The organism is Malaciobacter pacificus, assembly GCF_004214795.1.
Taxonomy (GTDB): domain Bacteria; phylum Campylobacterota; class Campylobacteria; order Campylobacterales; family Arcobacteraceae; genus Malaciobacter_A; species Malaciobacter_A pacificus.
On record NZ_CP035928.1, the window covers coordinates 1,681,687 to 1,708,253 of the forward strand.

The 26,567-nt window shown below is 27.8% G+C and carries 25 protein-coding genes; 18 read left to right on the plus strand and 7 right to left on the minus strand.

The features are described from left to right. Positions 1–164: 164 nt before the first annotated feature. A complete protein-coding gene (locus APAC_RS08430; RefSeq protein ID WP_130232179.1) occupies positions 165–1,529 on the plus strand; it encodes an IS4 family transposase in 1,365 nt (454 codons plus the stop codon). Here APAC_RS08430 and APAC_RS08435 read toward each other — a convergent pair. Next, a complete protein-coding gene (locus APAC_RS08435; RefSeq protein ID WP_130233690.1) occupies positions 1,526–4,147 on the minus strand; it encodes a DEAD/DEAH box helicase family protein in 2,622 nt (873 codons plus the stop codon). The genes APAC_RS08430 and APAC_RS08435 overlap by 4 nt on opposite strands. Before the next feature lie 83 nt (positions 4,148–4,230). On the opposite strand from APAC_RS08435, the gene APAC_RS08440 reads away from it, so the two are divergent. Together APAC_RS08440 and radA are read left to right on the plus strand one after the other, a co-directional pair. Continuing rightward, the gene (locus tag APAC_RS08440; protein ID WP_130233691.1) at positions 4,231–4,461 is read left to right on the plus strand and encodes a hypothetical protein; all 231 of its coding nucleotides are present in this window, start codon (positions 4,231–4,233) and stop codon (positions 4,459–4,461) included. 633 nt (positions 4,462–5,094) lie between these two features. Next, on the plus strand, positions 5,095–6,444 hold the full coding sequence (gene radA / locus APAC_RS08445; RefSeq protein WP_130233692.1) for a DNA repair protein RadA: 1,350 nt from the start codon (positions 5,095–5,097) through the stop codon (positions 6,442–6,444). A gap of 6 nt (positions 6,445–6,450) precedes the next feature. Here radA and APAC_RS08450 read toward each other — a convergent pair whose 3' ends face one another. Beyond that, positions 6,451–6,858 (minus strand): thioesterase family protein, encoded by a 408-nt coding sequence (locus APAC_RS08450; protein ID WP_130233693.1) that lies wholly within the window; start codon positions 6,856–6,858, stop codon positions 6,451–6,453. Positions 6,859–6,972: 114 nt separating this feature from the next. Between APAC_RS08450 and ybeY the strand changes: the two genes are divergently transcribed. Both ybeY and APAC_RS08460 read left to right on the plus strand, forming a co-directional pair. Further along, positions 6,973–7,392, plus strand: a complete 420-nt coding sequence (ybeY, locus tag APAC_RS08455; protein WP_130233694.1) for an rRNA maturation RNase YbeY — start codon at positions 6,973–6,975, stop codon at positions 7,390–7,392. A gap of 2 nt (positions 7,393–7,394) precedes the next feature. Beyond that, complete coding sequence (locus APAC_RS08460) at positions 7,395–8,312, plus strand: calcium/sodium antiporter (protein WP_130233695.1); 918 nt, start codon at positions 7,395–7,397, stop codon at positions 8,310–8,312. Positions 8,313–8,338: 26 nt separating this feature from the next. On the opposite strand, the gene APAC_RS08465 is transcribed toward APAC_RS08460, so the two are convergent. After that, entirely contained in the window at positions 8,339–8,740 is a 402-nt protein-coding gene (locus tag APAC_RS08465; RefSeq protein WP_130233696.1) for a Fur family transcriptional regulator, read from the minus strand. A 257-nt stretch (positions 8,741–8,997) separates the two neighbouring features. Here APAC_RS08465 and APAC_RS08470 point away from each other — a divergent pair, with 257 nt between their 5' ends. The 13 genes from APAC_RS08470 (at position 8,998) to APAC_RS08530 (ending at position 23,187) form a co-directional block, all read left to right on the plus strand. Then, positions 8,998–9,660 carry a ferritin family protein gene (locus APAC_RS08470; protein ID WP_130233697.1) on the plus strand — a complete coding sequence of 221 codons (663 nt, stop codon included), beginning with the start codon at positions 8,998–9,000 and terminating at the stop codon, positions 9,658–9,660. 61 nt (positions 9,661–9,721) lie between these two features. After that, on the plus strand, positions 9,722–10,375 hold the full coding sequence (locus APAC_RS08475) for a ferritin family protein (RefSeq protein WP_130233698.1): 654 nt from the start codon (positions 9,722–9,724) through the stop codon (positions 10,373–10,375). A gap of 74 nt (positions 10,376–10,449) precedes the next feature. After that, complete coding sequence (locus APAC_RS08480; RefSeq protein ID WP_130233699.1) at positions 10,450–12,027, plus strand: endonuclease/exonuclease/phosphatase family protein; 1,578 nt, start codon at positions 10,450–10,452, stop codon at positions 12,025–12,027. Continuing rightward, positions 12,028–13,332, plus strand: a complete 1,305-nt coding sequence (murJ, locus tag APAC_RS08485) for a murein biosynthesis integral membrane protein MurJ (protein WP_130233700.1) — start codon at positions 12,028–12,030, stop codon at positions 13,330–13,332. A gap of 78 nt (positions 13,333–13,410) precedes the next feature. Beyond that, a complete protein-coding gene (locus tag APAC_RS08490; RefSeq protein WP_130233701.1) occupies positions 13,411–15,120 on the plus strand; it encodes an ABC transporter ATP-binding protein in 1,710 nt (569 codons plus the stop codon). A gap of 87 nt (positions 15,121–15,207) precedes the next feature. Next, the gene (locus tag APAC_RS08495; protein WP_371868591.1) at positions 15,208–16,251 is read left to right on the plus strand and encodes a quinone-dependent dihydroorotate dehydrogenase; all 1,044 of its coding nucleotides are present in this window, start codon (positions 15,208–15,210) and stop codon (positions 16,249–16,251) included. Between the two features lie 17 nt (positions 16,252–16,268). Continuing rightward, entirely contained in the window at positions 16,269–17,594 is a 1,326-nt protein-coding gene (locus APAC_RS08500) for a M16 family metallopeptidase (protein WP_130233703.1), read from the plus strand. 63 nt (positions 17,595–17,657) lie between these two features. Further along, positions 17,658–18,545 (plus strand): 4-hydroxy-tetrahydrodipicolinate synthase, encoded by an 888-nt coding sequence (gene dapA / locus APAC_RS08505; protein WP_130233704.1) that lies wholly within the window; start codon positions 17,658–17,660, stop codon positions 18,543–18,545. Beyond that, positions 18,545–19,324: an enoyl-ACP reductase gene (locus tag APAC_RS08510; protein WP_130233705.1), complete on the plus strand. Its 780-nt coding sequence runs from the start codon at positions 18,545–18,547 to the stop codon at positions 19,322–19,324. The genes dapA and APAC_RS08510 overlap by 1 nt, the downstream gene beginning before the upstream one ends. Further along, positions 19,324–19,866, plus strand: a complete 543-nt coding sequence (pgsA, locus tag APAC_RS08515) for a CDP-diacylglycerol--glycerol-3-phosphate 3-phosphatidyltransferase (RefSeq protein ID WP_130233706.1) — start codon at positions 19,324–19,326, stop codon at positions 19,864–19,866. The genes APAC_RS08510 and pgsA overlap by 1 nt, the downstream gene beginning before the upstream one ends. A 9-nt stretch (positions 19,867–19,875) precedes the next feature. Further along, positions 19,876–20,934 (plus strand): RIP metalloprotease RseP, encoded by a 1,059-nt coding sequence (rseP, locus tag APAC_RS08520; protein ID WP_130233707.1) that lies wholly within the window; start codon positions 19,876–19,878, stop codon positions 20,932–20,934. A 10-nt stretch (positions 20,935–20,944) separates the two neighbouring features. Continuing rightward, complete coding sequence (locus APAC_RS08525) at positions 20,945–21,625, plus strand: YggS family pyridoxal phosphate-dependent enzyme (protein WP_130233708.1); 681 nt, start codon at positions 20,945–20,947, stop codon at positions 21,623–21,625. Between the two features lie 38 nt (positions 21,626–21,663). Next, positions 21,664–23,187 (plus strand): carbon-nitrogen hydrolase family protein, encoded by a 1,524-nt coding sequence (locus APAC_RS08530; protein WP_130233709.1) that lies wholly within the window; start codon positions 21,664–21,666, stop codon positions 23,185–23,187. An 11-nt stretch (positions 23,188–23,198) separates the two neighbouring features. On the opposite strand, the gene trpC is transcribed toward APAC_RS08530, so the two are convergent. Genes trpC through APAC_RS08550 form a run of 4 tightly spaced genes read right to left on the minus strand, consistent with a single transcriptional unit; the run spans position 23,199 to position 26,374 of the window. Beyond that, complete coding sequence (gene trpC, locus APAC_RS08535) at positions 23,199–23,990, minus strand: indole-3-glycerol phosphate synthase TrpC (protein WP_130233710.1); 792 nt, start codon at positions 23,988–23,990, stop codon at positions 23,199–23,201. Next, positions 23,987–25,270: a tetratricopeptide repeat protein gene (locus APAC_RS08540; protein WP_130233711.1), complete on the minus strand. Its 1,284-nt coding sequence runs from the start codon at positions 25,268–25,270 to the stop codon at positions 23,987–23,989. Before APAC_RS08540 ends, trpC begins: the two co-directional genes overlap by 4 nt. Positions 25,271–25,281: 11 nt before the next feature. Then, the gene (locus APAC_RS08545) at positions 25,282–25,665 is read right to left on the minus strand and encodes a YkgJ family cysteine cluster protein (RefSeq protein WP_130233712.1); all 384 of its coding nucleotides are present in this window, start codon (positions 25,663–25,665) and stop codon (positions 25,282–25,284) included. After that, the gene (locus APAC_RS08550) at positions 25,658–26,374 is read right to left on the minus strand and encodes a tRNA1(Val) (adenine(37)-N6)-methyltransferase (RefSeq protein ID WP_130233713.1); all 717 of its coding nucleotides are present in this window, start codon (positions 26,372–26,374) and stop codon (positions 25,658–25,660) included. The genes APAC_RS08545 and APAC_RS08550 overlap by 8 nt, the downstream gene beginning before the upstream one ends. Between the last annotated feature and the right edge of the window lie 193 nt (positions 26,375–26,567).

Sequence of the window (26,567 nt, forward strand, 5' to 3'; positions counted from 1 at the left end):
AGCTAAATCTCCCTAAAACATTACTCCTTTAGTTAATAATCTTATCCTTGTTGACATAAAAATAATTTAGTTGTTTTTCTATGATATTTTTCTATTTTGAACTCTCAATAAAGCCCTTAAATAGGCACTTTTAGCTATAATATCTATTATATTAAAGGGTAAGAATGCAGATAGAATCCAAGATCATCGGTATTATAAACGATAAGTTAAAAAATCCAATCTATGAAACATTACGTTTGTTAAATATGAAAACTATTTTAACCAAGAGCAATTTTTCTAAAAAAGAGGGAGTTGCTGTTCATATGGTTGTATTACATTTTGTATATATGCTGGTTATGAATAAAAAAATATCAACCTTTATGGATCAAAGTAATGATAGTTTCAAAAAAGATGTATATTATCGATTACTTTCCAATACTTCTTATAATTGGAGAAAACTATTATCTCTTAGTTCTTTAAAGATCTTATCACTACTTCATAAAGTGCAAGATTCAAAGCTAGTAAGAGTTCTTATACTTGATGATACTGTTGAAGATAAAGTTGGTAAAAATATAGAGGGAAGTTGTGACAACCTTTGGAGCAATAAAGCAAAGAGAAAAATCAGAGGTGTAAATGTTGTATCACTAAACTATAGTGATGGTTATTCAAATTTTATGTTGGACTTTGCAATTGCTATGAACAGTTATGCAAGGGTAAAGATAGAAGAGTTTACAAATATTATTGATCATCGAACCAATGCACATAAGCGAAGATTGGAAAGCTTAAAAGGGAAATCACAAATTGCTATAGAGATGATTAAAAGAGCAGTAGCTAGTGGTATATATGCAGATTATCTGCTTGTAGATAGCTGGTATTCTAAACCTGTATTTATAGAAACTATGAATGAACTTGGATTGCAAGTCATTTCAAGAATGGTAAACAATGACAGGATATGGAATTTTACAGGAGAGAAAAAGACCCTTGATGGCATCTATAACAAATTTAAAAAGCTTAAATCTATCAAGATGGGTCAATATGGCAAAAAGATAAAGTTTGAGTATTTTTCAACCATAGTTGAACATAAAAAAGCTGGTAAATTAAAAATTGTTTTTATAAAAACAAAAGAGAATTTAATACCAATCGTATCAACCAATCTTATACTTAGTGATGAAGAGATTATAGATATTTATAAAAGACGATGGGATATAGAACAAGGGTATAAAGAACTTCGTGAACACTTTGGATTCGGAAAAGAAGAGAATCGAATCTATGAAGCTTTGATAGCCAGAATTACACTATCTTTTTTTACATACAATGTTGTTAGCTATATAAATCGTATCAGCAATGAACCTAAAACAATTGGTGGATTGTTTAAAGATTTAGAATGTGAACTTCATACTCTAGCAATAGCTATGCAAGCATTTTTAGCTATTTTAGATGAGATTGCAAAAATTGAAGAAGTTGTCAATAGAAATGAGGATTTTACAGCTATCATTGATCTATTAAGAGATGTGACTGGAAAATTGCTTGGTTTTAGGTGCGAAAGTTAAGTTATTTTATCTATCAGTAATTTTAAAACTTGTTTCATTTCATTTACTAATAATTTATTTTGACCTATATATTTTATTCCTTCTTCTAATGTTTCAAATTTCTTAGGTTCTTGCCAAAAATCATAATAAAGCATCATAAGCATTAACTCTTCTGTTTTTGTTTTTATAAAATTTAAATCAAATTTATTCTCTATTAATTTTAAAATAAATTCAAAATAAGTTATTGATTTTGATAAAAGCCATTTTTTTGATATTGTTCTTACTACTTCTATTTCATTAATCTCATCATAATTTTTTATTTCACCAGCTTCATAACAAAGCTTTGTAAAACTATCATTTTTATATAAATTTTCCAATGATATATGATTTATTTTCATAAAATTATCTATTGTCAAGGGCAAGATTGTATGATTTTTAAAATTCCGAATTTTTGAGATTAATCTTTTTCTTCCAAAAGATGTAGCTTTTTTTATATTATTTAAAATATGTTCTTTTGCTTTCTTTTCTAATACAATTGAGCAACCTAATGGTAAATGAGGAAATTCATTCTCTATTTCATCTTTTACTGAGTTTGTAGTTTTTCCAATTAAACTTCTAAATTTACCTTCAAAATCATACTCATCTCTCGCATTTCCTACAAAATCAAGTATCGTTAAGCACTCTTTATTGTCAGCAAATCTAAGACCTCTTCCCAATTGTTGTAGAAATACTGTTAAACTCTCCGTTGGACGTAAAAATAAAATTGTATCAATTTCAGGAATATCCACACCTTCGTTAAAAATATCAACTACAAAAAGATAATTAATCTCTTTTTTTAATAATCTTGATTTTACATTATCACGATTATTACTACCACTTATTAAATAATCAGCTTTTAATCCAGATTCGATAAATTTGTCACTCATATATTTTGCATGATCTTGTGTTACACAAAAACCTAATGCAATAACTTCATTTATATTAGTTAAATATTCTTCACATTTTTGTATTATATCTTGAACTCTATTTTGTGTCGTAAAGGCATCAGTTAATTCACTTGCTTGATATTTTCCATTTTGCCATTTAATATTCTTTAAATCTACATTATCACTTATTCCAAAATATTGAAATGGACAAAGTAATTTTCGATTTAAAGCTTCTGGAAGTCTTATTTCTGAAGAAATAACTCCACAAAAATCATCTAAAATATTTTCATTATCCATTCTTTCAGGGGTTGCTGTTAATCCTAAAAGTATTTGTGGTTCAAACTTTTCTAAAATTGGTCTATAACTTTTTGCAGCAATATGATGAACCTCATCTATAATTATAAAATCATAATAATTTTTACTCAACTTTATCTCATTTATATTATTTTGTAAAGTTTGAACAGAAGCAAAAACATATTCATTTGAAGTAGGTGTGACACCATCAAACCAAAGTTCACCAAAATTATTATCTCGGAGTATTCCTTGAAAAGATGCTCTTGCTTGAATTAAAATTTCTTTTCTATGTGCAATAAAAAGAAGTTTTGCGCTACTATTTTGATTTTTAAATCTTTTGTAATCAAATGCACTAATTACAGTTTTACCAGTACCTGTGGCTGCAACTACTAAATTTTTATATCTATTATGAATTTTTCTTTGGACTTGTAACTCTTCTAAAATTTCTTCTTGATAATGAAATGGTTTTATTTCAAAATATGTAACTGCACTATTTTTATCAATAATTGAATCATTTTTCAATGCATTTTGAAGTTTTAAAGTATCTGCTTTACTAAAGAGTTCAAACTCTTTATCTTCCCAATATGTTTCAAATGTTTTTTCAAATTTTTTAATAATATGAGATATTTCACTGGATGTAACTTTTAAATTCCATTCTAAACCACTTGTAAGTGCACTTTTTGAAATATTTGAAGAACCAATATATCCAGTATGGAAGCCTGTATCTCTAAAAAATAGATAAGACTTTGCATGTAATCTTTCATTAGCTGTGTTATATGAAACTTTTATTTGAGTATTAGGTAGACTTGAAAGAAACTCAACCGCTTTTAAATCAGTTGCTCCCATATATGAAGTTGTGATAACTTTTAATTCTTTTCCTGAATCAGTAAACTCCCTTAACTCTTTTTCAAAAATTCTTATTCCGGACCATTTTATAAAAGAGACTAAAAAATATATTTTATCACTTGAAAGAATCTCTTTTTTTATTTCACTTTCTAATGATACACTAGCATTACTACCTGTAAAAAGTTCACTTTGGGTAAGTCCAGTATAAGGTGTAATTTCTTTAATAAAACTATCAAAATTATTAATTTTAGAATCTATTCTTGGTAAAACTGCTTTTAAAATTAAAGTATTTGTATCTAGTAAATTTTGTTCAAAGTTTTGTTTCTCAATTTCATCTTTTAATAAAAGTATTATTTTATTAATAAGATTTATCTGTTTTTCAATACTATCTTCCCCACTAATTAAATTTAATCCTAAATTTAATATTTTTGATAAATATTGTGTTAAAACTATTGAAGCTTCATTCTTATCTAATTGAGTTGTTTTTAAATAAAATTGATTACTATCTAGTTGATTTAATTTATTTGAAATAAAACTATTAATTAGTTGTTCATAGATACCAAACTGAAACATTTAAGAGATCCTTTGTTAATATAGTTTTGTTATTGTAATTAAAAAACATTTAACATATGTTTTTTATAAAACAAAGGTAAATCGTGAATTATAAAACTATAATAAAACTAAAAAATAAACTTGATGAAACAGGACAAATAGAATTTGAACATAGTAATCTATATTATGAAATATTTATTAGCGATGATGATTATGTAATAAATATATACTCATCAAATGAAAAAGATGAAGATGATGAATATATAATTGAAAATATAGTTGATGGAGGAGTATATTCAGGAGATTCATTAGATGCTATCAAATTTATGTTATAGAAATTGTCTCAAATGAGACCCTTAACTATATTTTGTGAGACCCTTAAAAAATCTGTGTCAAATAACTAGTTTACACCTCTAAAAAATCATCTAACCTTCCCTCGAAAATTATAACCAATTGTTAGAGAGTGAGAGTTTAGGCTAAAGATAATTTACACAGTTTAATTTACAGGGTCCCTAATAACCATTGATTAATATTTAACAAATAATTTAAATCAACATATACTTCTTAATATTTTTTCTTTTATTTCCTTTGGTTCAAAACACTCTCCATCAACTTGAAAAATCCATAACTTTTTAAAGTCATGTATATCTTCATTTTTTCTATGTATATGAAATTATAGTTGCTCACTTTTGTTTTTTAAGAATTGAATAAAATTATACTTCTGTTTAAATCTGTAGCATCTTTTAGAAACACTTTTCCTCCAATTGATTTATCTAAATTACCTCAATTTACTGCTGTATGATTACTCTTTTGAGATAATTTTTCTATTCATATAATATTCACTCTTTTTAATTTAAAACATTAAAATAAAAATATTTAAACAAATCAATCTTACAATCTGTCATATTTTTTATCCCTTTAAATTTTTTTTATTATAATTGCACCATAAAATAAAAAGGTTTGAAGAAATGGCTAAGAAAAAATCATCACTTTTTGAGTGTCAACATTGTGGAGAACAAAGTACAAAATGGCTAGGTAAATGTCCAAATTGTGGTTCATGGGATAGTTTTATTGAACTAAACCAAGACCAACAAGAAGTACTAAAACAAACTGCAAAGGTAGTAAATACTACTTCAAAAGCTACTCCAATCACTCAAATAAAACAAGATGATGTTACAAGATTTTCTTCACACAATGATGAGTTTGACTTAGTTTTAGGTGGAGGTATTGTTCCAGGAAGTTTAACTCTTATTGGTGGAAGTCCAGGGGTTGGTAAGTCAACCCTACTTTTAAAAGTAGCAGGAAGTATCGCAAGCTCTGGTAAAAAAGTTTTATATGTATCAGGTGAAGAGAGTGCTGGTCAAATAAAACTGCGAGCAAATAGACTTGAAGCAAACAATGACAACATGTACTTACTTAGTGAAATAAAACTTGAAGAGATTCAAGATGAGTTACTAAGACAAGATTATGAAGTATGTATCATCGACTCTATTCAAACTATCTATTCATCAAACCTTACTAGTGCCCCAGGAAGTGTATCTCAAGTACGTGAAATCACATTTGAGCTTATGAGAAAAGCGAAAGATAGTGATATAGCTATGTTTATCATTGGACACATCACAAAAGATGGTTCAATAGCAGGACCAAGAGTACTTGAACACATGGTTGATACAGTTTTATACTTTGAAGGTGAAGCCTCAAAAGAACTTAGGATGTTAAGAGGTTTTAAAAACAGATTTGGTTCAACTTCAGAAATCGGTATTTTTGAGATGAGTGCAGAAGGACTTATAAGTGCAAAAGATATCGCTTCAAAATTCTTTGATAAAAGCAAAGCCCAAGCAGGTTCAGCCCTAACAGTTTCTATGAAAGGAAGTCGTGCAATCATACTTGAAGTTCAAGCTTTAGTAACAGAAAGTACATATCCAAACCCAAAAAGAAGTGCCACAGGATTTGATGCAAATAGACTTACGATGCTTTTAGCCCTATTAGAGAAAAAGATTGATTTACCACTAAATCACTATGATGTATTTATAAATATCTCAGGTGGCATAAAAATCAAAGAAAGCTCAGCAGACTTAGCAGTGATTGCAGCGATTATCTCAAGTTTTAGGGATAGACCTATTTCTAAAGAGTCAGTATTTATCGGTGAAGTTTCTCTAACTGGTGAGATTAAAGATGTTTATTCATTAGATTTAAGATTAAAAGAAGCACAAGCACAAGGTATCAAAAAAGCAGTAATCGCTCAAAAGCCATCACTAAAACTTGATATCAAAACATTTGCAGTGGACGAAGTTCCTAAAATGATAGAGTTATTTTAAATAACTCTATTCTTTCCCTACTCTTTTATTAGCTCCACTCATAAGTCTATCTTCTGTTACGATAGCTCTAGTGTGAATACAAGTTCCTATAAGTCCCCCAGAATCTTTTGCTTCGATTTCAAACTTATATAGTTTTCCCTCCATTCCTACAAAAGTTGCAGTTGATGATACAGTATCGCCTTCAAGTGTAGGGGCAAGATGTTTTAGACTAACTTCAACACCAACAGATAGCTTACCATTACCAAGTAGTGGTTTCATAGCTTTTGCAGCACTACACTCCATAAGTGCAGTCATTCTAGCAGTTGCCATAACAGGGGGAAAGTTATCATCACTAGATATCTCAAGATTTTTTGCTAAATCTTTGTTTTTTACTACATAATCAATAGTAGCTTTTGTACCTATTTCTAATTCCATAGTTTCTCCTCATAATTTGTCTTATTTTATATTTATAAAACTTAAAATCAAAAATCTCCCTTTATGTATAAATATGATTTTTTTAGATACAATCGCGACATTAAAAGGTAGAAAATGATTGAATTAGAAAATAATACAGAATTTAACTTAGATTTAAAAACTATTGAAACAATAACTGATACATTAACATCAAGAGATGTTGAATTAATTGTTGTTAAAAATGATGAAATTCAAAAATTAAATAGTGAACATAGAAATATAGACAAAGCAACTGATGTTTTGAGTTTTCCTATGGATTTTGATTTTCCCAATATGCCCCTTGGCTCTATAGTAATCTCGACAGATTTCGTTGAAGAAAAAGCAAAAGAGTACGGACATAGTTTTAATGAAGAGTTTACTCTATTGTATATCCATGGTATTTTACACTTATTAGGATATGACCATGAAGTTGATGATGGTGAACATAGAGAAAAAGAAGAAGAGTTAATTAATCAATTCAATCTACCTAAAAGTTTAATTGTAAGGAATTCATAATTATGGATATTTTAATTTTTATTGTCTCTATGGGAGCTTTAATTTATGGTGCTGATTTTATTATTGAACAAAGTGAAAAAATTGCACTGAAATATAATATCTCTCACTTCGTAATTGGGGCAACATTAGTTGCTCTTGGTACAAGTTTACCAGAAATGGCTGTGTCTATGTCAGCTTCAATAAAGGGAAGTGCAGATATTGCAGTTGCTAATGTTATAGGAAGTACTATCTTTAATATTTCATTAGTTCTTGGTGTTGTATTTTTAATAGCTAAAAAAATCTCTCCAGATAGAGACCTATTTGCAAAAGATTCAGCTTGGGCACTTTTTCCTATATTAATTTTTATTTTAATGGGAATTGATGGGAAACTATCTATGGTTGATGGTATTTTATTTTTATTATTAATGGGAGCTTATTTACTATTTTTGATTAAATCAAATCAAGTTGAAGAAGTAGAAGATGATGAAGAGGCAGAGTTTTCATGGGCAAAATCTATTTCATTATTACTTGTAGGATTTGTATTTGTAATTGGTGGTGCAGATTTTGCCATTGATAGTGCTGGAAATATTGCAAGAGAGTTTGGTATTAGTGAATGGATTATTGGATTATTCTTAGTTGCATTTGGTACATCACTTCCTGAACTTATGATTTCAATAAAAGCAGCTTTAAAAAATAATGCAGATTTAGCAATAGGAAATATTATTGGTTCAAATGTTGCAAACTTTACTATGGTTTTAGGATTAGCATCAATTGTAAATCCACTAAATGTAGATTTTAGTACATATTTCTTTGATATCGCAGCAGCTACTATTGTATCACTTATGTTAGTATTTATAACTGCAAATAAACTTTATAATAAATCAGCTGGAATTGCTTTAATGGTAGTTTTAGCATTAGTAATTCAAAACACTCTAGCATAAAGCTAGAGTATTTCAAATTTAAAGTTTTATTGACACTTAGGACAAGTGCCACTTAAAACTATATCAGTAGAATCAAGTTTGAATCCACTGTTTTGTGAAGCTTCACTGAAAATAGTACTAACATCTAATACTATATCTTCAATATGTCCACACGAAGAACACACTAAATGAGCATGCTCAGCTTTCACTAGCTCATATACTGATTTTGCATTTGGTATTTTTACCTCTGATAAAAATACTTTCTCAACCATTGCATTTATATTTTTATAAATCGTAGCTAATGATACTGATGGGAATTTTGATAATAATTTTTTGTATAAATCATCAATATTCATATGTCCATTTGTGTAAAGTTCTTCAACTATTGCTACTCTTTGTGGAGTAACTTTTAAATCATATTCTTTTAATAATCCTGAATAGTTCATCATCTTTACATCCTTTCGGCGGAATTCTACTATATTAAACCTTTTATTTTTACATAATTTATATAGGATATATCTATTTTATGTTTAAAAAGTCAATATTCAGTATTATAACATAAATTTTATTAAATGATAAACTTTTTCTTTAGATAATTAAAGCTTAAGCTAAATCTAAGAAGTCTTAGCCTACAATTCTTCGTCTAAAGGAAAAAAATTATCCTTTAATAAAATATATTAATTATCAAAATCAAAAAGGAAATATAATGAGACAATATGAAACTTACAAATGTAATTCATGTGGATGTGAAGTTGAAGTTCAAGTAACAGGAGAAAATGCAAAATTATCATGTTGTGGACATGAAATGGAAATGATTACTGAAAATTTAACAGCAGTTAACTTAATGAAAGCATTTGCAGGTGAGTCAATGGCTAGAAATAAATATGAGTTTTTTGGAGATTTAGCATTTGAAGAAGGTTTCCATAGAATTGCAAGATTCTTTAAAGAAGCTGCATTAAATGAAAAATATCATGCAATGGCTGAATTCAAAGCATATAATAAATTAGTAAAAAATATAGAATTAGATAGTACAAAAAATAATATCCAATATGCTGCAGATGGAGAAAAATATGAGCATGAAGAGATGTATCCAAACTTTGAAGCAATAGCGAAAGAAGAAGGATTAAAAGAGATTGCAAGAATGTTTAAAGCTATTGGAAAAGTTGAAGTTGAACATGAAAAAGAGTACTTAGAATTAAAACAAGCATTAATCGATGAAGGTTTCTTAGAATCAGATGAAGAAGAAGAGTGGGTATGTGAAGTTTGTGGTCACGTTCATAGAGGTAAAAAGCCACCAAAACAGTGTCCATTGTGTGCAGTTGAAAAAGAGTATTTCAAGAAAAAACCTAATGATGTAACAGCAGGATAATAATTTTTACTTAAGTTAATAGTGGTAGAATTAATAATTAAAATTATTAGGAGAATAAAATATGAGACAATATGAAAGTTATAGATGTAGTGTATGTGGAAATGAGGTTGAATTATCAAAAGTTGGTGGAGGAGAACTTCACTGCTGTGGTAAGAAAATGGAGTGTATTACTGAAGATTTAACATCAGTTGTTCTTATGAAAGCTTTTGCTGGTGAATCAATGGCAAGAAATAAATATGAGTATTTTGCAAAAATTGCTCAAAAAGAGGGTTATAGAGATATAGCTGAACACTTCCAAAGAGCTGCTAATAATGAAAAGAAACATGCTCAACTAGAACTTAAAGCTTATAATGTATTAAATTATGACAAAGAGTTTGGAAATACAGTTGAAAACCTACAAATTGCAATTGATGGTGAAAGTTATGAAAATATAACAATGTATCCTGATTTTGCAAAAGTTGCAAAAGATGAAGGTCATGCAGATATTTCAAGAATGTTAAGCATGATTGGTAAAATAGAAATTGAACATGAAAATATGTACAGAAGATTAAAAGATAGACTTGAAAGTGGAAATGAGTTTATCAGCGATAACGAAGATGAAGAGTGGATTTGTGAAGTATGTGGACATGTTCACAGAGGTAAAAAAGCTCTAAAAAAATGTCCAGTATGTGACCATCCACAAGAATATCAATCAAGATTAAATTCTCAAAAATAGTTTTTTAAACTAATTTTACCTATTAAAAATAATATCTTCGGTAATATAAGAAAAATATTTACCGGAGATACTACTTGTATAAACTACTTTTTTTATTACTTTTATGTATAAATGCCTTTTCTCAAAATTTTAAAGTTGCTTCTTATAATGTTGAAAACCTTTTTGATTTAACAAAACAAAATAGTGAGTATAAAGAGTTTATACCAAATACAAACTCAAATTGGAATAGTAAAACATTTAATATAAAACTAAATAATGTAATAAAAGTAATTAAAGAAATTGATGCAGATATAATAGCTTTACAAGAGATTGAAAACAAAGCTGTTTTGCAACAACTGTTTAAAAGATTGCCTCAATATAAGTACTACTCATTTGCAAAATATCCTAGAAGTGCTGTTGGAGTAGCTTTTTTATCAAAAATTAAAATCAGAGATAATAGACAAATAGATGTAAAGTTTAGAAATAAACTATTTAGACCAATTTTAGAATCTACATTTGAAATTGATAATCAAGAGTTTAAAATTTTCAATAATCACTGGCCATCAAAAGCTGTTCCTGAAAGCTATAGAGTAACTTATGCAAAAGAGCTACAAGATAGATTAGTTAAACTTCCAAAAGATTATGACTATATACTACTTGGGGATTTTAACTCAAATTATGATGAGATGTTTTCAATAAAATCAAATAGAAAACTAAATAACACTGATGGAATTACAGGTATTAATCAAATTTTAAATACAAGTTATAATAATAAACTCATCACTTATAGTGATATTTCTAAAATTGATAGAAGAGTACATATAAATTTATGGCAAGAACAATCAAATAAAAATAGATTTTCAAATAAATACAGAGGTGGAAATAATACACCAGATAATATTATACTTTCAGCTGCTTTATTTGATACAAAAAAAATTTCATATATTCCTAACTCTTTTGAAGTTTTTAAACCAAGCTATCTATATAAAAATAACTACATCAATAGATGGCAAATGATTGGAAATCACTCAAATAGAAAACATAAAGGTGAAGGATATTCAGATCATCTTCCTATTTATGCAACTTTTTCTACAAGTGAAGAAGATAGAAATATAGTAAAAGAATTAAAAAAAATTGATCACTTTAAGATTAATAATATTCAAGATTTATATTTAAAAGAGAAGTTAAATAAGTCAATAATTTTAAAAGATGTTACTGTTATATACAAAGCAAGCTCTTCGGCTGTAATTAAAGATAATACAAGAGCTATATATCTTTATAAAAATGCAAAAAATTTAGAACTAGGCTATAAATATGATTTAGAGATCAAAGAAATAATTAATTACAATGGATTAAAAGAAGTAACTGAATTTTCAATTCTAGATAAAAAGAGTAAAAATTATAATTATAAAGACTTATATCTAAATGGGCAAAACATTAATATTTTAAAAGAAAATTATCAAAATGAAATTGTAGAAAATTTAGAAGGTATAGTAAAAAATAGAAAACTATATTTTCAAGAGGATATTTATATAAAACTTTATGCAAAAAATAAAAATGATTTGCCAAAAAATGGCGAAAAAGTTTTATTTACAACTGCACATTTAACTGAGTATAAAGGAACACCTCAAATATTAATTCACTCAAAAAATGATTATAAAGTAGTAAAATAGATGTTAATAAAATCAATTTTTACAAATAGTTCTGGAATTTTAGTATCAAGAATATTAGGATTTATTAGAGATTTACTAACAGCTTCAATTTTAGGAGCAAATATATATTCTGATATATTTTTTGTAGCTTTTAAACTACCAAACTTATTTAGAAGAATATTCGCTGAAGGTGCTTTCACTCAAGCTTTTATTCCTGCATATGCAAAATCAAATCATAAAATTAGATTTTCATCAATTGTATTTTTACAACTATTTGGATTTTTGATTATATTATCTTTATTAGTAACAGCATTCTCACATTTAGTAGCAAAAGCAATAGCAATAGGATTTGATGAAAAGACTATAGACCTAGCAGCACCACTGTTTGCTATAAACTTCTACTATCTTCCAATGATATTTATAGTAACATTTATGGCTGCCCTACTTCAATATAAACACCACTTTGCAACAACAGCATATGCAACTGCATTACTAAATATTGGGATGATAGGTGCACTACTAATCTCTCAAAACATGGATAAATACACAATTGCCTTTTATTTATCATATGGAGTTTTAGTTGGAGGTATTTTACAAATATTTGTTCATGTTATTGCTATAAAAAAACATGATTTATGTAAAATTTTTCATTTTAAAAAACATAAGAAAAAAGAAGAAAACAAGTTTTATAAAAACTTTTTTGCAGCAACAGTAGGTTCTTCAACTGCTCATATATCAGCTTTTATAGATACTTGGTTGGCATCATTTTTAATGACAGGTTCTATTTCATATTTATATTATGCAAATAGAATTTTTCAACTTCCATTAGCCCTTTTTGCTATTGCAACTTCAATAGCACTATTTCCAATGATTGCAAGAGCAATAAAAAATAAAGATGAAGATAAAGCATTAAATTTAATGAAAAAATCATCTCTTATTTTATTAGGTTTATTAAGTTTTGCAATGTTTGTGGGAATAGTTTTTAATGAATTTATTGTGTGGCTTTTATTTGAAAGGGGAGCATTTACTTCTGAAGATACAGCAAATACGGCGTTGATTTTAACTATGTATTTAATAGGTCTTTTACCATTTGGTATAGCAAAAATATTTTCACTATGGCTTTATGCAAAGGAACAACAAGGAAAAGCTGCAAAAATATCAATGCAAAGTTTAGGTTTTAATATCATTTTCTCACTTGCATTAATACAACCTTTTGGAGCTGCTGGACTTGCATTTGCAAGTACACTAAGTGGGTTTGTACTATTTTTCTTGACAATTAAAGCCTTTGGTTTTGAAAAATTTAAAAATATGTTTAAAATACAGTGAGGCCTTACTACTTAGCTATTAATCAATATTTCGATATAATCAATCCTTATTTAGGTAAATATTTTATTAGGATTGATATTGAGAGAGTTTTATAGACACTATATCCCATATATTAAAGAGTATAAATTAAAATTTTTCTTTGCAGTTATTGGAATGTTTTTAGTTGCAAGTGGAACAGCAGGAACTGTATATATTATTGAACCACTTTTAGATGATATTTTTATTAATAAAGATAAAGATATGCTATTTATTATGCCCTTTGTTGTTGTTGCAATTTATTCAGCTAAAGGTATTGGTGGTTATATTCAAAAATACTACATATCTTATATTGGACAAGATATTGTTAGAAGAATTAGAGACAAGCTTTTAACTCATATATTAAATTTAGATATGGCTTTTTTCCATAAAAATCATGGTGGAAAACTTATTTCAAGAATAACAAATGATATCAATAGAATTCAACTTGCCGTTTCAAACTATGTAGCAGATATTATAAGAGAAGCTCTAACCATTATTGGTTTAGTTGCTGTTGCTATTTACCAAAGTGCAGAACTTGCTTTTTATGGTTTAGTTGTTTTGCCAATTGCATTAATTCCCCTTTCAAAACTTGCAAAAAAAATGAAAAAATTATCATTTAAATCACAAGAATCAATATCTGATATAACATCTCATTTAAGTGAAACATTTAATAATGTTGAGTTAATTAAGGCTAATTCAACTAATGAATTAGAGATGAAAGATTTCAAAAAACACAATCAAAACTTTTTTGCAGTAACATTAAAAACAGTAAAAACAAATGCCCTAGTATCTCCCCTTATGGAAATAATTGGTTCAATCGGCTTTGCTGTAGTTATAATTGTGGGTGGAACACAAGTTATAAATGGAACATTAACAACGGGTTCTTTTCTATCATTTACAACAGCCCTATTTTCACTTTATACACCAATAAAAAGGTTATCTTCACTATTTAACCAACTACAAGATGCAATCGCAGCTGATATTAGAATAAAAGAGGTTTTTGCCCAAGAAGCAAGTATAAAAGATGGAGATAAACAATTCCCTAAAAATATAGAAAAAATAGAATTCAAAGATGTAGAACTAAAATATGATGATTATGTAGCATTAAAAAACATCAATTTTGAAGTATCAAAAGGTGAAACATTTGCACTAGTTGGTGATAGTGGTGGAGGAAAGTCTTCTGTTATAAATTTATTAATTAGATTCTATGATATTTCAAAAGGTAGTATAGAATTTAATGGCATTGATATTAAAGATTTTAAATTAGAATCTCTAAGAAATAATATATCAGTTGTTACTCAAAGAGTATATATTTTTAATGATACAGTCGCAGCAAATATCGCTTACGGATATGAAATAGATGAACAAAAAGTAATAAAAGCTTTAAAACAAGCTCATGCCTATGATTTTATTTCAAACTTAGAAAGTGGTATTTATACAAAACTTGATGAGTTTGGAACAAATCTAAGTGGAGGTCAAAGACAAAGAATTGCAATAGCAAGAGCTTTATACAAAGACCCTCAAATATTAATATTAGATGAAGCTACATCTGCACTTGATAACGAAAGTGAATCAATCATTTCTGAAGTTATAAAAGAAGTGAGTAAAGATAAAATTACTTTTGTTATAGCTCATAGATTAAGTACTATTAAAAACTCAAACAAAATTGCAGTATTTAAAGAAGGTCAAATAATTGCAATAGATACAGAACAAGAATTACTTAAATCTTGTAAAGAGTATCAAAGACTTCATAACTTAGCGAATATATAAACTTTTATATTCGTAAAGTTATATTTACTAACTTTTAGATAAAATATCACAATTTTACAAAAGGGATTAACATTGTCAAAATATCAAATGCTTAAAAAAGTTTTATTTAAGTTTGAACCTGAAACTGCTCATCATATTGCAGAAACTGGATTAAAATTATTAGGGAACTGCAAAATTGGGAAAAAGTATATGGAAAAAAGAAATTTCATATCTGATTCAAAATTATCACAAGAAATTTTTGGAGTAACTTTCCCAAACCCAGTTGGTTTAGCAGCTGGATTTGATAAAAATGCAACAATGATAAAATCTATGAAATCTTTAGGATTTGGTTTTACTGAAATTGGAACAGTTACTCCAAAACCTCAAGATGGAAACCCAAAACCAAGAATGTTTAGATATCCAGAAGTTAACTGTGTACAAAATGCAATGGGTTTCAATAATGAAGGAATTCATACAGTTTTAAAAAATTTAAAAAAACTTTATCCTTTTGAAATACCAATTGGTGGAAATGTAGGAAAAAACAAAATTACACCAGAAGAGTTTGCACTTGAAGATTATAAAGTTTTAATCAAAAAAATTAAAGATTATTGTGATTATTTAGTGATTAATATTTCAAGTCCAAATACTCCAAATCTTAGAGATTTACAAAATGAAAAGTTTATTACAGAACTTTTTACAATGGCAAAAGAGATTACAAATAAGCCGATTTTATTAAAAATTGCTCCAGATATGGAAGCAGCTCAAGCGATTGAACTTTGTAAGACTGCTGTAAATTCTGGAGCTGCTGGGATTATAGCTACTAATACAACAATTGATTATAGCTTAGTTCCAAATTGTCAAGATTTTGGTGGATTAAGTGGTACGTGCTTAACTGAAAAATCTTATTTACTTTTCAAAGAAATTGCTAAAGAGTTATATGGTAAAACAGTTTTAATCTCAGTAGGTGGTATTTCAAATGGGCAACAAGCTTATGATAGAATCAAAGCTGGCGCTTCATTAGTTCAAATCTACACAGGTCTAATATTTGAAGGTCCATCAATGGTAAAAAAAATAAATGAAGAGTTATTAGAATTACTTGCCAAAGATGGTTATAACAATATCAGCGAAGCAATCGGAGCTGATTTAAAATAAATAAAAAGGAAGTAAAAATGAATATTCTAAAAAAATCTATTTTATTTGTTTCATTTTTTACTATTTTCGCAGGAGAATTAATGAGTAGTAATAGTTTACCAAAATATTATACTAAAACATTAGAAAATGGATTACAAATTGTTGCAATTCCAATGGATAATGGATCAAATGTTGTATCAACTGATATTTTCTACAAAGTAGGAAGCAGAGATGAGAAAATGGGTAAAAGTGGTATTGCACATATGCTTGAACACTTAAACTTTAAATCTACAAAAAACTTAAAAGCTGGAGAGTTTGATGAAATAGTAAAAGGTTTTGGTGGTATGAATAATGCATCAACATCTTTTGACTACACACATTACTATATTAAATCTAGTTCAAAAAATATGGATAAATCTTTAGAACTTTTTGCAGAATTAATGCAAAATTTAACTCTAAAAGATGAAGAGTTCCAACCTGAACGAGATGTAGTAGCAGAAGAGAGAAGATGGAGAACTGATAATAATCCTATGGGATATCTACAATTTAGGTTATTTAATAATGCTTATATTTATCACCCATACCACTGGACTCCAATTGGATTTATGAGTGATATCCAAAACTGGACAATTGAAGATATTAGAGATTTCCATAGTACTTATTATCAGCCAAAAAATGCAATTGTAGTAGTTGCAGGGGATATAAATAAAGATGATGTATTTTCTTCAGTAAAAAAGTATTTTAAAAATATTAAAAATACAAAAGAGATTCCATCAAAACTTCATACAGTTGAACCAAAACAAGATGGAGCAAAAAGAGTTACTATAAAAAAAGATAGTGCTGTGGAGATGATTGCAATATCTTACCATATTCCTAATTTTGAGCATAAAGATCAAGTTGCACTTTCTGCACTTAGTGAATTACTAAGCTCAGGTAAAAGTTCAATTTTACAAAAAAGATTAGTTGATGAAAAGAGATTAGTTAACTCAGTTTATGCTTATAATATGGAATTAAAAGACCCTGGAGTTTTCCTTTTTGTTGCAGTTGCAAATGAAGGTATTAAAGCTAAAGAAATTGAAAAAGAAATTTTAGATATAATTCACGATTTAAAAAAGGGATCTATTTCAAAAAGTGATATTGAGAAATTAAAAATCAATACAAAAGCTGATTTTGTTTTCTCATTAGAGAGTTCTAGTTCTGTTGCTTCTCTTTATGGTTCTTATTTTGTAAGAGACAATATTAAACCTCTACTAAAATATGAAAAACAAGTAGAAGAGCTTACAAAAAAAGATTTAATAAAAGTTGTAAATAAATATTTAAACAAAGATAATTCAACAACAGTTATTTTAAAACAAGCCAAATAGTGAAATACCCTGTAAATATAAATTAGAATTAGAAGATTTAGTAGTAGAGAAGAAAGGATAACTATGGAAATAATTACCGGTGCTATGACCGCACTTATTACACCATTTAAAGATGGAAAAGTTGATTTAGAAAAATATGAATCATTAATTAAAAGACAAATTGAACAAGGTATTGATGTAGTAGTTCCTGTTGGTACAACAGGAGAGAGTGCAACATTATCACATAATGAACACAAACAATGTATTGAAGTTGCTGTTGCTACTTGTAAGGGAACAAATACAAAAGTAATTGCTGGTGCTGGTTCTAATGCAACTCATGAAGCATGTGATATAGCAAAACATGCTCAAGGTGTTGGAGCAGATGGAATTTTATCTGTAACTCCATACTATAATAAGCCAACTCAAGAGGGATTATATCAACACTATAAAGCAATTGCACAATCTGTAGAAATTCCATTTATGTTATACAACGTACCAGGAAGAACTGGTGTAGCAATTGATACAGAAACTATTGTAAAACTATACGATGATGTAGAAAATATTTATGCAATCAAAGAAGCAAGTGGAGATATTAATAAAATAGTTGAACTTCAAAGTTTAAGAAAAGACTTAATTCTTGTTTCTGGTGAAGATGCAATTGACTTTCCAATTTTAGCAAGTGGTGGTAAAGGTATTATTTCTGTTACTGCAAATATTTTACCAAACTTAAAATCTAAACTTGTTCATGATTTAGAAAAAGGTGATTGGGAAAGTGCAAAGAAAATAAATGAAGATTTATTTGAATTAAATAGAGTGTTATTCTGTGAGAGTAATCCTATTCCAATCAAAGCTGCTATGTATATAGCTGGTTTACTAGACACTTTAGAGTTTAGATTACCATTAACTGCTCCAAGTGCAGAGACTATGAAAAAACTTGAAGAAACTTTAAAAAATTATGAGGTGATAAAATAATGAGCAATGAAATGAAGGGAAAAACATTAGTAGTAACTGGTGGAACAAAAGGTATTGGTAAAGAGTGTGTATATAAATTTGCTTCAAATGGTATTAATGTAGCGTTTACTTACAATTCAAATGCACAAATAGCTGAAGATATTTGTAAAGATGTTGAAGATAAATTTGGTGTAAAATGTAAATGCTACCCATACAATATTTTAGAACCAGAAACTGCAAAAGAGTTATTTGCTGAAATTGACAAAGACTTTGACAGAATTGATTTCTTTATTTCAAATGCTATGATTTATGGTAGAGCAGTAGTAGGTGGATATGGTAAATTTATGAAACTAAAACCAAGAGGATTAAACAACATCTATACAGCAACTGTAAATGCATTTGTTTGTGGAGCTCAACAAGCTGCAAAAAGAATGGAAAAAGTTGGTGGTGGTTCTATAGTTTCTTTATCTTCTACTGGTAACTTAGTATACATTGAAAACTACTCAGGTCATGGTACAAATAAAGCTGCAGTTGAAGCAATGGTTAGATATGCAGCAACTGAGCTTGGAGAAATGGGAATTAGAGTAAACGCAGTATCAGGTGGTCCTATTGATACTGATGCATTAAAAGCATTTACAAACTATGAAGAAGTTAAAGCAAAAACTGCTGAATACTCTCCATTAAATAGAATTGGTCAACCTGAAGATTTAGCACAATCATGTTACTTTTTATGTACATCTGATGCTTCATGGATTACAGGTCACACATTAATTGTTGATGGTGGGACAACTTTTAAATAATGAAGAAAACTTTAAATCTTCCAAATACTCTAGCACTATTTAGGATAGCATTAGCTCCGCTAATGCTATGGTTTTTAGTGGATAGAGACTCTTCAATTTTCGCTTCTTGGCATCCTTCTTGGCTTGATTATTTTGCTGGACTTATTTTTGTTATAGCTTCTGTTACAGATTTTTTTGATGGTTTTATAGCAAGAAGTTGGGATCAAATGACAAAGCTTGGTGGTATTTTAGATCCATTAGCAGATAAGATGTTAATGCTTGCAGGTTTCTTAGGTCTAATGGTAATTGATAGAGCAAGTGCTTGGGCTGTTTTTTTAATACTTTCTAGAGAGTTTTTTATAACGGGACTTCGTGTTGTTGCAGTTGCTGAAGGTAAAAGTGTAGCTTCTACAATGGCAGGTAAAATCAAAACTGTAATACAAATGATTGCAATTGGATTTTTAATTATGAATTGGCCATTTGCAACTGAGCTTTTATGGATTGCTGTTATTTTAACAATTTACTCTGGTTATGAATACACTAGAGACTATTTTAGAGTTTAAGGTTATTTCTTGGGTACAATTACTTTTTTATTAGTTTTATCTTTCTTAGTATTTTTTCATGAATTAGGTCACTTTTTAGCGGCAAGATTTTTTGGAGTAAAAGTAAATGTTTTTTCAATAGGATTTGGAAAAAGAATTTTTGCAAAAGAGTGGAAAGGTACAACTTGGCAGTTTGCATTAATTCCACTTGGTGGATATGTTCAAATGAAAGGTCAAGATGATACTAAACCAGGTCTTGTAGAAGAAGGAAATGATTCTTATAATACAAAAAGACCATGGCAAAGAATTATAATACTTTTTGCTGGTCCTTTTGCAAACTTTTTATTAGCAGCAATTTTATACTTTGCTATAGCAATAATGGGAGCTACTACATTAGCTCCACAAGTTGGAAAAGTACAAGAAAACTCACCTGCTTTTAAAGCAGGAATATTACCAAATGATGAAATTCTAAGAATAAATAACACTGAAATTAAATCATGGGAAGAGTTAGGTAAAATTATTACAACTACTCAAGGTTCATTAAACTTTTTCATAAAAAGAGACAATCAATTTATTTCAAAAACAATAAATCCATATATTTCTGATAGTGAAAATATGTTTAAAGAAAAAATCAAAAAAAGAATGATAGGAATATCACCATCAGGGAAAATAGTAAATCTTGATTTATCTTTTACTGAGTCAATTGTATATGCTTATGAAAAAACTATATTTGCATCAACTATGATTTTTCAAGGTGTTCAAAAACTAATTCAAGGAATAATCCCAAGTAGTGAAATTGGTGGTGTTATTACTATTGGAAAAGTGATTTCTGATGCGAGTGAATCTAGTATCATTGCACTATTTGCAATAACAGCATTGATTTCTGTAAACCTTGGTGTATTAAATCTACTTCCTATTCCTGCACTTGATGGTGGACATATTATGTTTAACCTATATGAAATGATTGTTAGAAGAAAACCAAGTGATCAGGTTTTTATGTTTTTAACAATAATGGGATGGGTAATACTAGGAAGTTTAATGCTTCTTGGTATTTATAATGATATAAATAGAATATTTTTAAAAGAGTAAAAGAGAAAAAATGAACAAACAAATAGCAACACAAAATTTAGATAAATTGATTACAAAAGTTGAAGCTGCTAGACTTAGAGTTTCTGAACATCATATCGTAAAAATTATTGGTGTTAGTAAATACTCAACAAGTGAAGATGTAGCTACGCTTTATGAAGCGGGACAAAGAGCTTTTGGAGAAAATAAAGTTCAAGATTTAAAAGATAAATCAGTCGCTTTAGATGAATTGCCAATTGAATGGCATTTTATTGGAAGATTACAAAAGAATAAAATTAATAATTTAATTGATTTAAGACCTTCATTAGTTCAATCTATTGATTCACTTGAATTAGCGCAAGAATTAAACAAAAAATTAGAAGCTAAAGGGAAAAAATTAAATGCCCTACTTCAAATAAACTCTGCAAAAGAAGATTCAAAAGCAGGTGTAATGCCAGAAATTGCAATTGAAACTTATCAACAAATAATTCAAACTTGCCCAAATATCAAATTAAAAGGTGTTATGAGTATTGGTGCACATGTTGAAGATAGAGATATTATTAAAGAATCATTTTTAACAACTAAAAAAATATTTGATGAACTTAAACCTTTAGGAGCTAAATATTGTTCTATGGGAATGAGTAGTGATTATGAACTTGCAATTGCATGTGGTTCAAATATGATCAGAGTTGGCTTTACACTATTTAAAAATTAAGATATAATAATTCCATATATTTTAAAAAAGAGAATAATATGGAAGAACAAATTGACAAAATAGAACTTGTCTATCTAAAAAAAGAGGATCACCAAGATATTGTAAAACTTATGGAAGATGAGTATAGATATCTTGATGACTCAGTTTGGACTCAAGAAGAGTTTTACTCACTAATTGAAAAGTTTCCCGAAGGTCAAGTTGCAATAAAAATAAATGATAACTTAGCTGGTTTTGCATTAAGTATCATTGTTGATTATAATAAATTTGATGATACCCACAGTTATAAAGAAATCACTGGTAATTATACTTTCAGCACCCATGATAACAATGGGAATATGCTTTATGGAGTTGATGTATTTATTAATAAAAAGTTTAGAGGTCTTAGACTTGGTAGAAGACTTTATGAATTTAGAAAAGAGTTGTGTGAAGAGAAGAATTTAAAAGGTATTATATTTGGAGGTAGAATTCCAAATTATTCAAAATATGCCAATGAAATTACACCCAAAGAGTACATACAAAAAGTAAAATCTAGGGAAATTTATGACCCTGTTCTAAACTTTCAATTATCCAATGACTTTTATGTAAAAAGAGTCATAAAAAACTATTTAGAAGGTGATATTCACAGTAAAGATTATGCATGTCTTTTAAAATGGGATAATATCTATTATTCTAAACCTACAAAAGAACCAATGAGTGAAAAAACTGTAATTAGACTAGGACTAATACAGTGGCAAGTAAGACCTTATAAAAATATTGAAGAAGTACTAGAACAAGCTGAATATTTTGTAAACTCTGTATCTTCATATAGAAGTGACTTTGCCTTATTTCCTGAGTTTTTTAATGCACCATTAATGGCAAAATATAATCACTTAAGTGAAGCAGATGCAATTAGAGAACTTGCAAAATATACACCTCAATTTAAAGATGAATTTTCAAAACTTGCAATTTCATATAACATTAATATAATTACAGGAAGTATGCCTGAACTAATTGATGGAGTGTTGTATAATGTTGGTTTCTTATGTAAAAGAGATGGTACAACTGAAAGATATGCAAAAATACATGTAACACCTGATGAAGAGAAAGTTTGGGGATTAAAAGGTTCAAATGAGATAAAAACATTCGATACAGACTGTGGAAAAATTGGAGTATTAATCTGTTATGATTCAGAGTTCCCAGAACTTAGCAGACTTTTAGCAAAAGAAGGGATGAATATACTATTTGTACCATTTTTAACTGATACACAAAATGGTTACTCAAGAGTTAGATTATGTGCACAAGCAAGGGCAGTTGAAAATGAATGTTATGTAGCAATAGCAGGTTGTGTTGGGAACTTACCAAAAGTAGCAAATATGGATATTCAATATGCTCAATCAGCTGTATTTACACCTTGTGACTTTGCATTTCCTGCAAATGGAATAAAAGCAGAATCTACTCCTAATACAGAAATGATACTTATTGCTGATGTAGATTTATCACTATTAAATGAATTACATAATATTGGAAGTGTTACTAACTTAAAAGATAGAAGAACAGATATTTACGATGTAGTTAGAAAGTAAGAGTTTTACTCTTACTTACAAGCATTTTTGAAGTTTATTAATTCTTCTTGAATTGAAGGAACTCTCATAAAGTGTTCACCAATTAAAAATGCATCAGCACCTACTTCACTTAAATTCTTTATGATTTCAGTGTTACTAACTCCACTTTCTGCAACAATTATTTTGCCATTTGGAATAAGAGGAATTAGTCTTTCACATAAAGTCATATCCATTTCCATAGTTTCTAAATTTCTATGATTAATACCAATAATAGTAGCGCCACATTTAATAGCTTTTGTTAAATCTTCTTTATCATGTACTTCTACTAAAACTTCTAATCCTAAATAAATTGCATAATCATATAACTCTTTTAACTCTTTTGTTCCAAGTGATTTGGCAATAAGTAAAATAAAATCAGCTCCATAAACTAAAGCTTCTACAATTTGATATTTATCTAAAATAAAATCTTTTCTTAAAAGTGGTGTTGGTACATATCTTCTAATAGCACTTAAATATTCTATATCACCTTTAAAATAGTGAGGCTCTGTTAAAACAGAAATAGCATTTGCTCCATTTGCACTGTACTCTTGTGCTATTTTAATTGGATCAAAATCCTCTTTTATAATTCCCTTACTTGGACTTGCTTTTTTTACTTCAGCAATTATTCTAATAGGTTCTTCTGTTGTTGAAGTTAAAAAAGGCTTCACATCTCTTGGTGAATAAGGATTAGAAGAAAGAGTTCTTCCTAATAAATCCAATGGTATTTCTTTTTTTCTTTTTTCTAAATCTTCTAATGTTCTTTTATTTATTTCATCTAAAATCACTTACTGCACTCCTTAATTTTTTCCCAATGTAATTTAACTTCACTATCTTCTAATCCAACTTTATCCACAACTTTTTTCATTAATTTTAAAGCAATGTCACAATTATTAAGCTTGTATTCACCCCATGCTAAAGTGTCAATATATGCTAGGTTATCAGGTTGTTTTTTTAAAGCTTTATTAACTAATGTAATTCCTTTTTTAACATCAATATCATAATCAATTAGTAAATAAGCAAAATAGTTTTCATATACATGATTAGAGATATTCTCTAAAGTTTTTTCGAATTTTACTATAACAGAGTTTAAAACTGATTGTTTATTTTTAGCTTTCTCAAACTCAATAACAGCCATTTCTCCTAAATATCTGTAGTCATTAGTTTCTTTAAACATTTTTTCAATTAAAATATAAGCTTCATTAGCTTTGTTTGAACTCTTATATAAATCTAATAAAATTTCATCACTTTCGTTATTTTCTTTTACAAAAATAATTGCTTTTTCTATGTCTTTTTGTGCAATATAAGTAATTAATAAATCTCTAACTTTTTTATAAGCAATCTCTTTTTTCTCATTTTTATACTTGTTATATAATTTAGTTAATAAATTTAAAACTTTTTCTTCCTCTTTATCTTTTTCATAAAAAGTTAATAATTGTAAAGATAAAGCATAATGTTCACCATTTTCTTCCATATACTTTGCAATTGTATTCTTTGCTTTTTCATTTTGCTTTAAATAAAAATATTGAATATTTGTTAATGTTAATAAAGTAGAATCAGAGTTATTAATTTTAAATGATTTTTCAAATTCATTAAATGCTTCTTGATAATTCTTTGAGTCAAGATATATACTTCCTAGAAGTTCATGATTTACATCACTTGGGTCAAGTTTTAATACTTTTTTTGCAAAATATATTGACTCATCTTTCTTATCCATTTTCATTAATGAAAAAGAATAAACTCTTAATATAGTTTCCTCTTGTTTTATCCCTTTCATTTGTTCTAAAACATTTGGAGTAATAATTTCAAGTATAGACTTATAATCTTTTTGATGAAAACTTAATGAAACAAATCTTTCTAAATATTCATAATTATTAGTATTTTCAAATAGTTTTTTATAAATTGATTTAGCATAAGGATATCTTCCTTGGTTTTCGTACTCCAAAGCAAACATTACATATGAAATTTCATATGGATACTCTTTTGTTTCAATACTTTTATAACTTTTAATATCTTTAGTTTCAAGATTTATTGTATCGTTACTACAAGCTGTAAAGCTTGCTAACAATAAAGTAAAAACTAAAGTGTTCTTATAGCTGGACACTCTTTTACTACCTCTTCAATATTTTCTTTAAAATAGTCCCAAAAAGGAAATGTTCTACACTGAACTGGTCTAACATCATATATAGAACATTGTTTTTTATTTAAATCAAAAAAACAACATGCATAATTATCTTTAGACAATTGTATCTCTTTTATACTGTATTTATATGAGACCTTGTTTAAATATTTTACTTTTAGCTCTTCACTACTAATTTTTAAATGTATTGCTAACTTTTCTATTTCAGTTGGATTTATCCAAATATAGCCACTCTCCCCAATGCAACAATTTCCGTTACAACTGTTACATCCACTAGGATCAAAAGCAAAATTAAAACCGCTTTTTTTTATCAATTCACTCAAATTCAGCCTTTATACTATGTGTTCCACAATGTTCATAAATTTCATTTACTTTTTCTGTAAAATTACCCTCTTCATCAAATACAACCAAAGGATTTAAAACTTTAGTCAAAGATTTAGAATCTTTTCTTGCATAAACTAGAATCAATGTTGCATCTTTTGAACTCTTAGGATGAACAAATTGTAGTGCCTCTAAATTAAATTTATATTTCATCAAGTAAAGTAATATTTCATTAATTTGTTTCACATCGTAACAAAAGAAGATTTTACCACTACTATTTAATATTTCTGAACTTTTCTTGATAAAGGATTCTAAAGGCATACTATCATTATATCTTGCAATTTTCAAACTTTTATTTTCACTTTTTATTACATTTGAATGATAAAAAGGAGGATTTGAAACACAAATATCAAATCTCTTATCAAATTCGAAATCTAAAAAAGAGCCTTTATATAAATTATTATCTAGTTTATTTGTTTGTGAATTTTTAGATGTTAAAAATTGAAACTCTTTTTGAATTTCAATTTGATTTAAATTTATTTTTTCATATTCTCTTTTAACCAATAAACCTAAAACACCACTTCCACTACCAATATCCAGTAACTCACCTTTTACATTTTTAAATTTTTTTAAATTTTCGTAAATAAAATTAAATAAAAAATGAGTGTCACTATTATAACAATAACCGTTCATAGGTTGATATAAAACCAAACAAATTCCTTTATTAAATTTATATATTATATCTAAGTAAAATAAATGTGTGTTTTAGGATATTCTTAATATAATTTTAACTTTTTAAATTAATTATATAAACTTATTTTTTAAACAGCTAAAGAAACATTAATTAATCGTGTTGCAAAATGTAACAAGAGTAAAATTCAATGAATAAATGGTGGGATTTATT

Excerpts from the sequence above, each read along its gene's own strand:
- APAC_RS08530 (WP_130233709.1), top strand. The coding sequence starts at position 21,664 with ATGGAAGAACAAATTGACAAAATAGAACTTGTCTATCTAAAAAAAGAG.
- radA (WP_130233692.1), top strand. The coding sequence starts at position 5,095 with ATGGCTAAGAAAAAATCATCACTTTTTGAGTGTCAACATTGTGGAGAA.
- APAC_RS08475 (WP_130233698.1), top strand. The coding sequence starts at position 9,722 with ATGAGACAATATGAAAGTTATAGATGTAGTGTATGTGGAAATGAGGTT.
- pgsA (WP_130233706.1), top strand. The coding sequence starts at position 19,324 with ATGAAGAAAACTTTAAATCTTCCAAATACTCTAGCACTATTTAGGATA.
- APAC_RS08510 (WP_130233705.1), top strand. The coding sequence starts at position 18,545 with ATGAGCAATGAAATGAAGGGAAAAACATTAGTAGTAACTGGTGGAACA.
- APAC_RS08500 (WP_130233703.1), top strand. The coding sequence starts at position 16,269 with ATGAATATTCTAAAAAAATCTATTTTATTTGTTTCATTTTTTACTATT.
- APAC_RS08470 (WP_130233697.1), top strand. The coding sequence starts at position 8,998 with ATGAGACAATATGAAACTTACAAATGTAATTCATGTGGATGTGAAGTT.
- APAC_RS08430 (WP_130232179.1), top strand. The coding sequence starts at position 165 with ATGCAGATAGAATCCAAGATCATCGGTATTATAAACGATAAGTTAAAA.
- murJ (WP_130233700.1), top strand. The coding sequence starts at position 12,028 with ATGTTAATAAAATCAATTTTTACAAATAGTTCTGGAATTTTAGTATCA.
- ybeY (WP_130233694.1), top strand. The coding sequence starts at position 6,973 with ATGATTGAATTAGAAAATAATACAGAATTTAACTTAGATTTAAAAACT.
- APAC_RS08525 (WP_130233708.1), top strand. The coding sequence starts at position 20,945 with ATGAACAAACAAATAGCAACACAAAATTTAGATAAATTGATTACAAAA.
- APAC_RS08495 (WP_371868591.1), top strand. The coding sequence starts at position 15,208 with ATGCTTAAAAAAGTTTTATTTAAGTTTGAACCTGAAACTGCTCATCAT.
- APAC_RS08450 (WP_130233693.1), bottom strand. The coding sequence starts at position 6,858 with ATGGAATTAGAAATAGGTACAAAAGCTACTATTGATTATGTAGTAAAA.
- APAC_RS08460 (WP_130233695.1), top strand. The coding sequence starts at position 7,395 with ATGGATATTTTAATTTTTATTGTCTCTATGGGAGCTTTAATTTATGGT.
- dapA (WP_130233704.1), top strand. The coding sequence starts at position 17,658 with ATGGAAATAATTACCGGTGCTATGACCGCACTTATTACACCATTTAAA.
- APAC_RS08435 (WP_130233690.1), bottom strand. The coding sequence starts at position 4,147 with ATGTTTCAGTTTGGTATCTATGAACAACTAATTAATAGTTTTATTTCA.
- APAC_RS08465 (WP_130233696.1), bottom strand. The coding sequence starts at position 8,740 with ATGATGAACTATTCAGGATTATTAAAAGAATATGATTTAAAAGTTACT.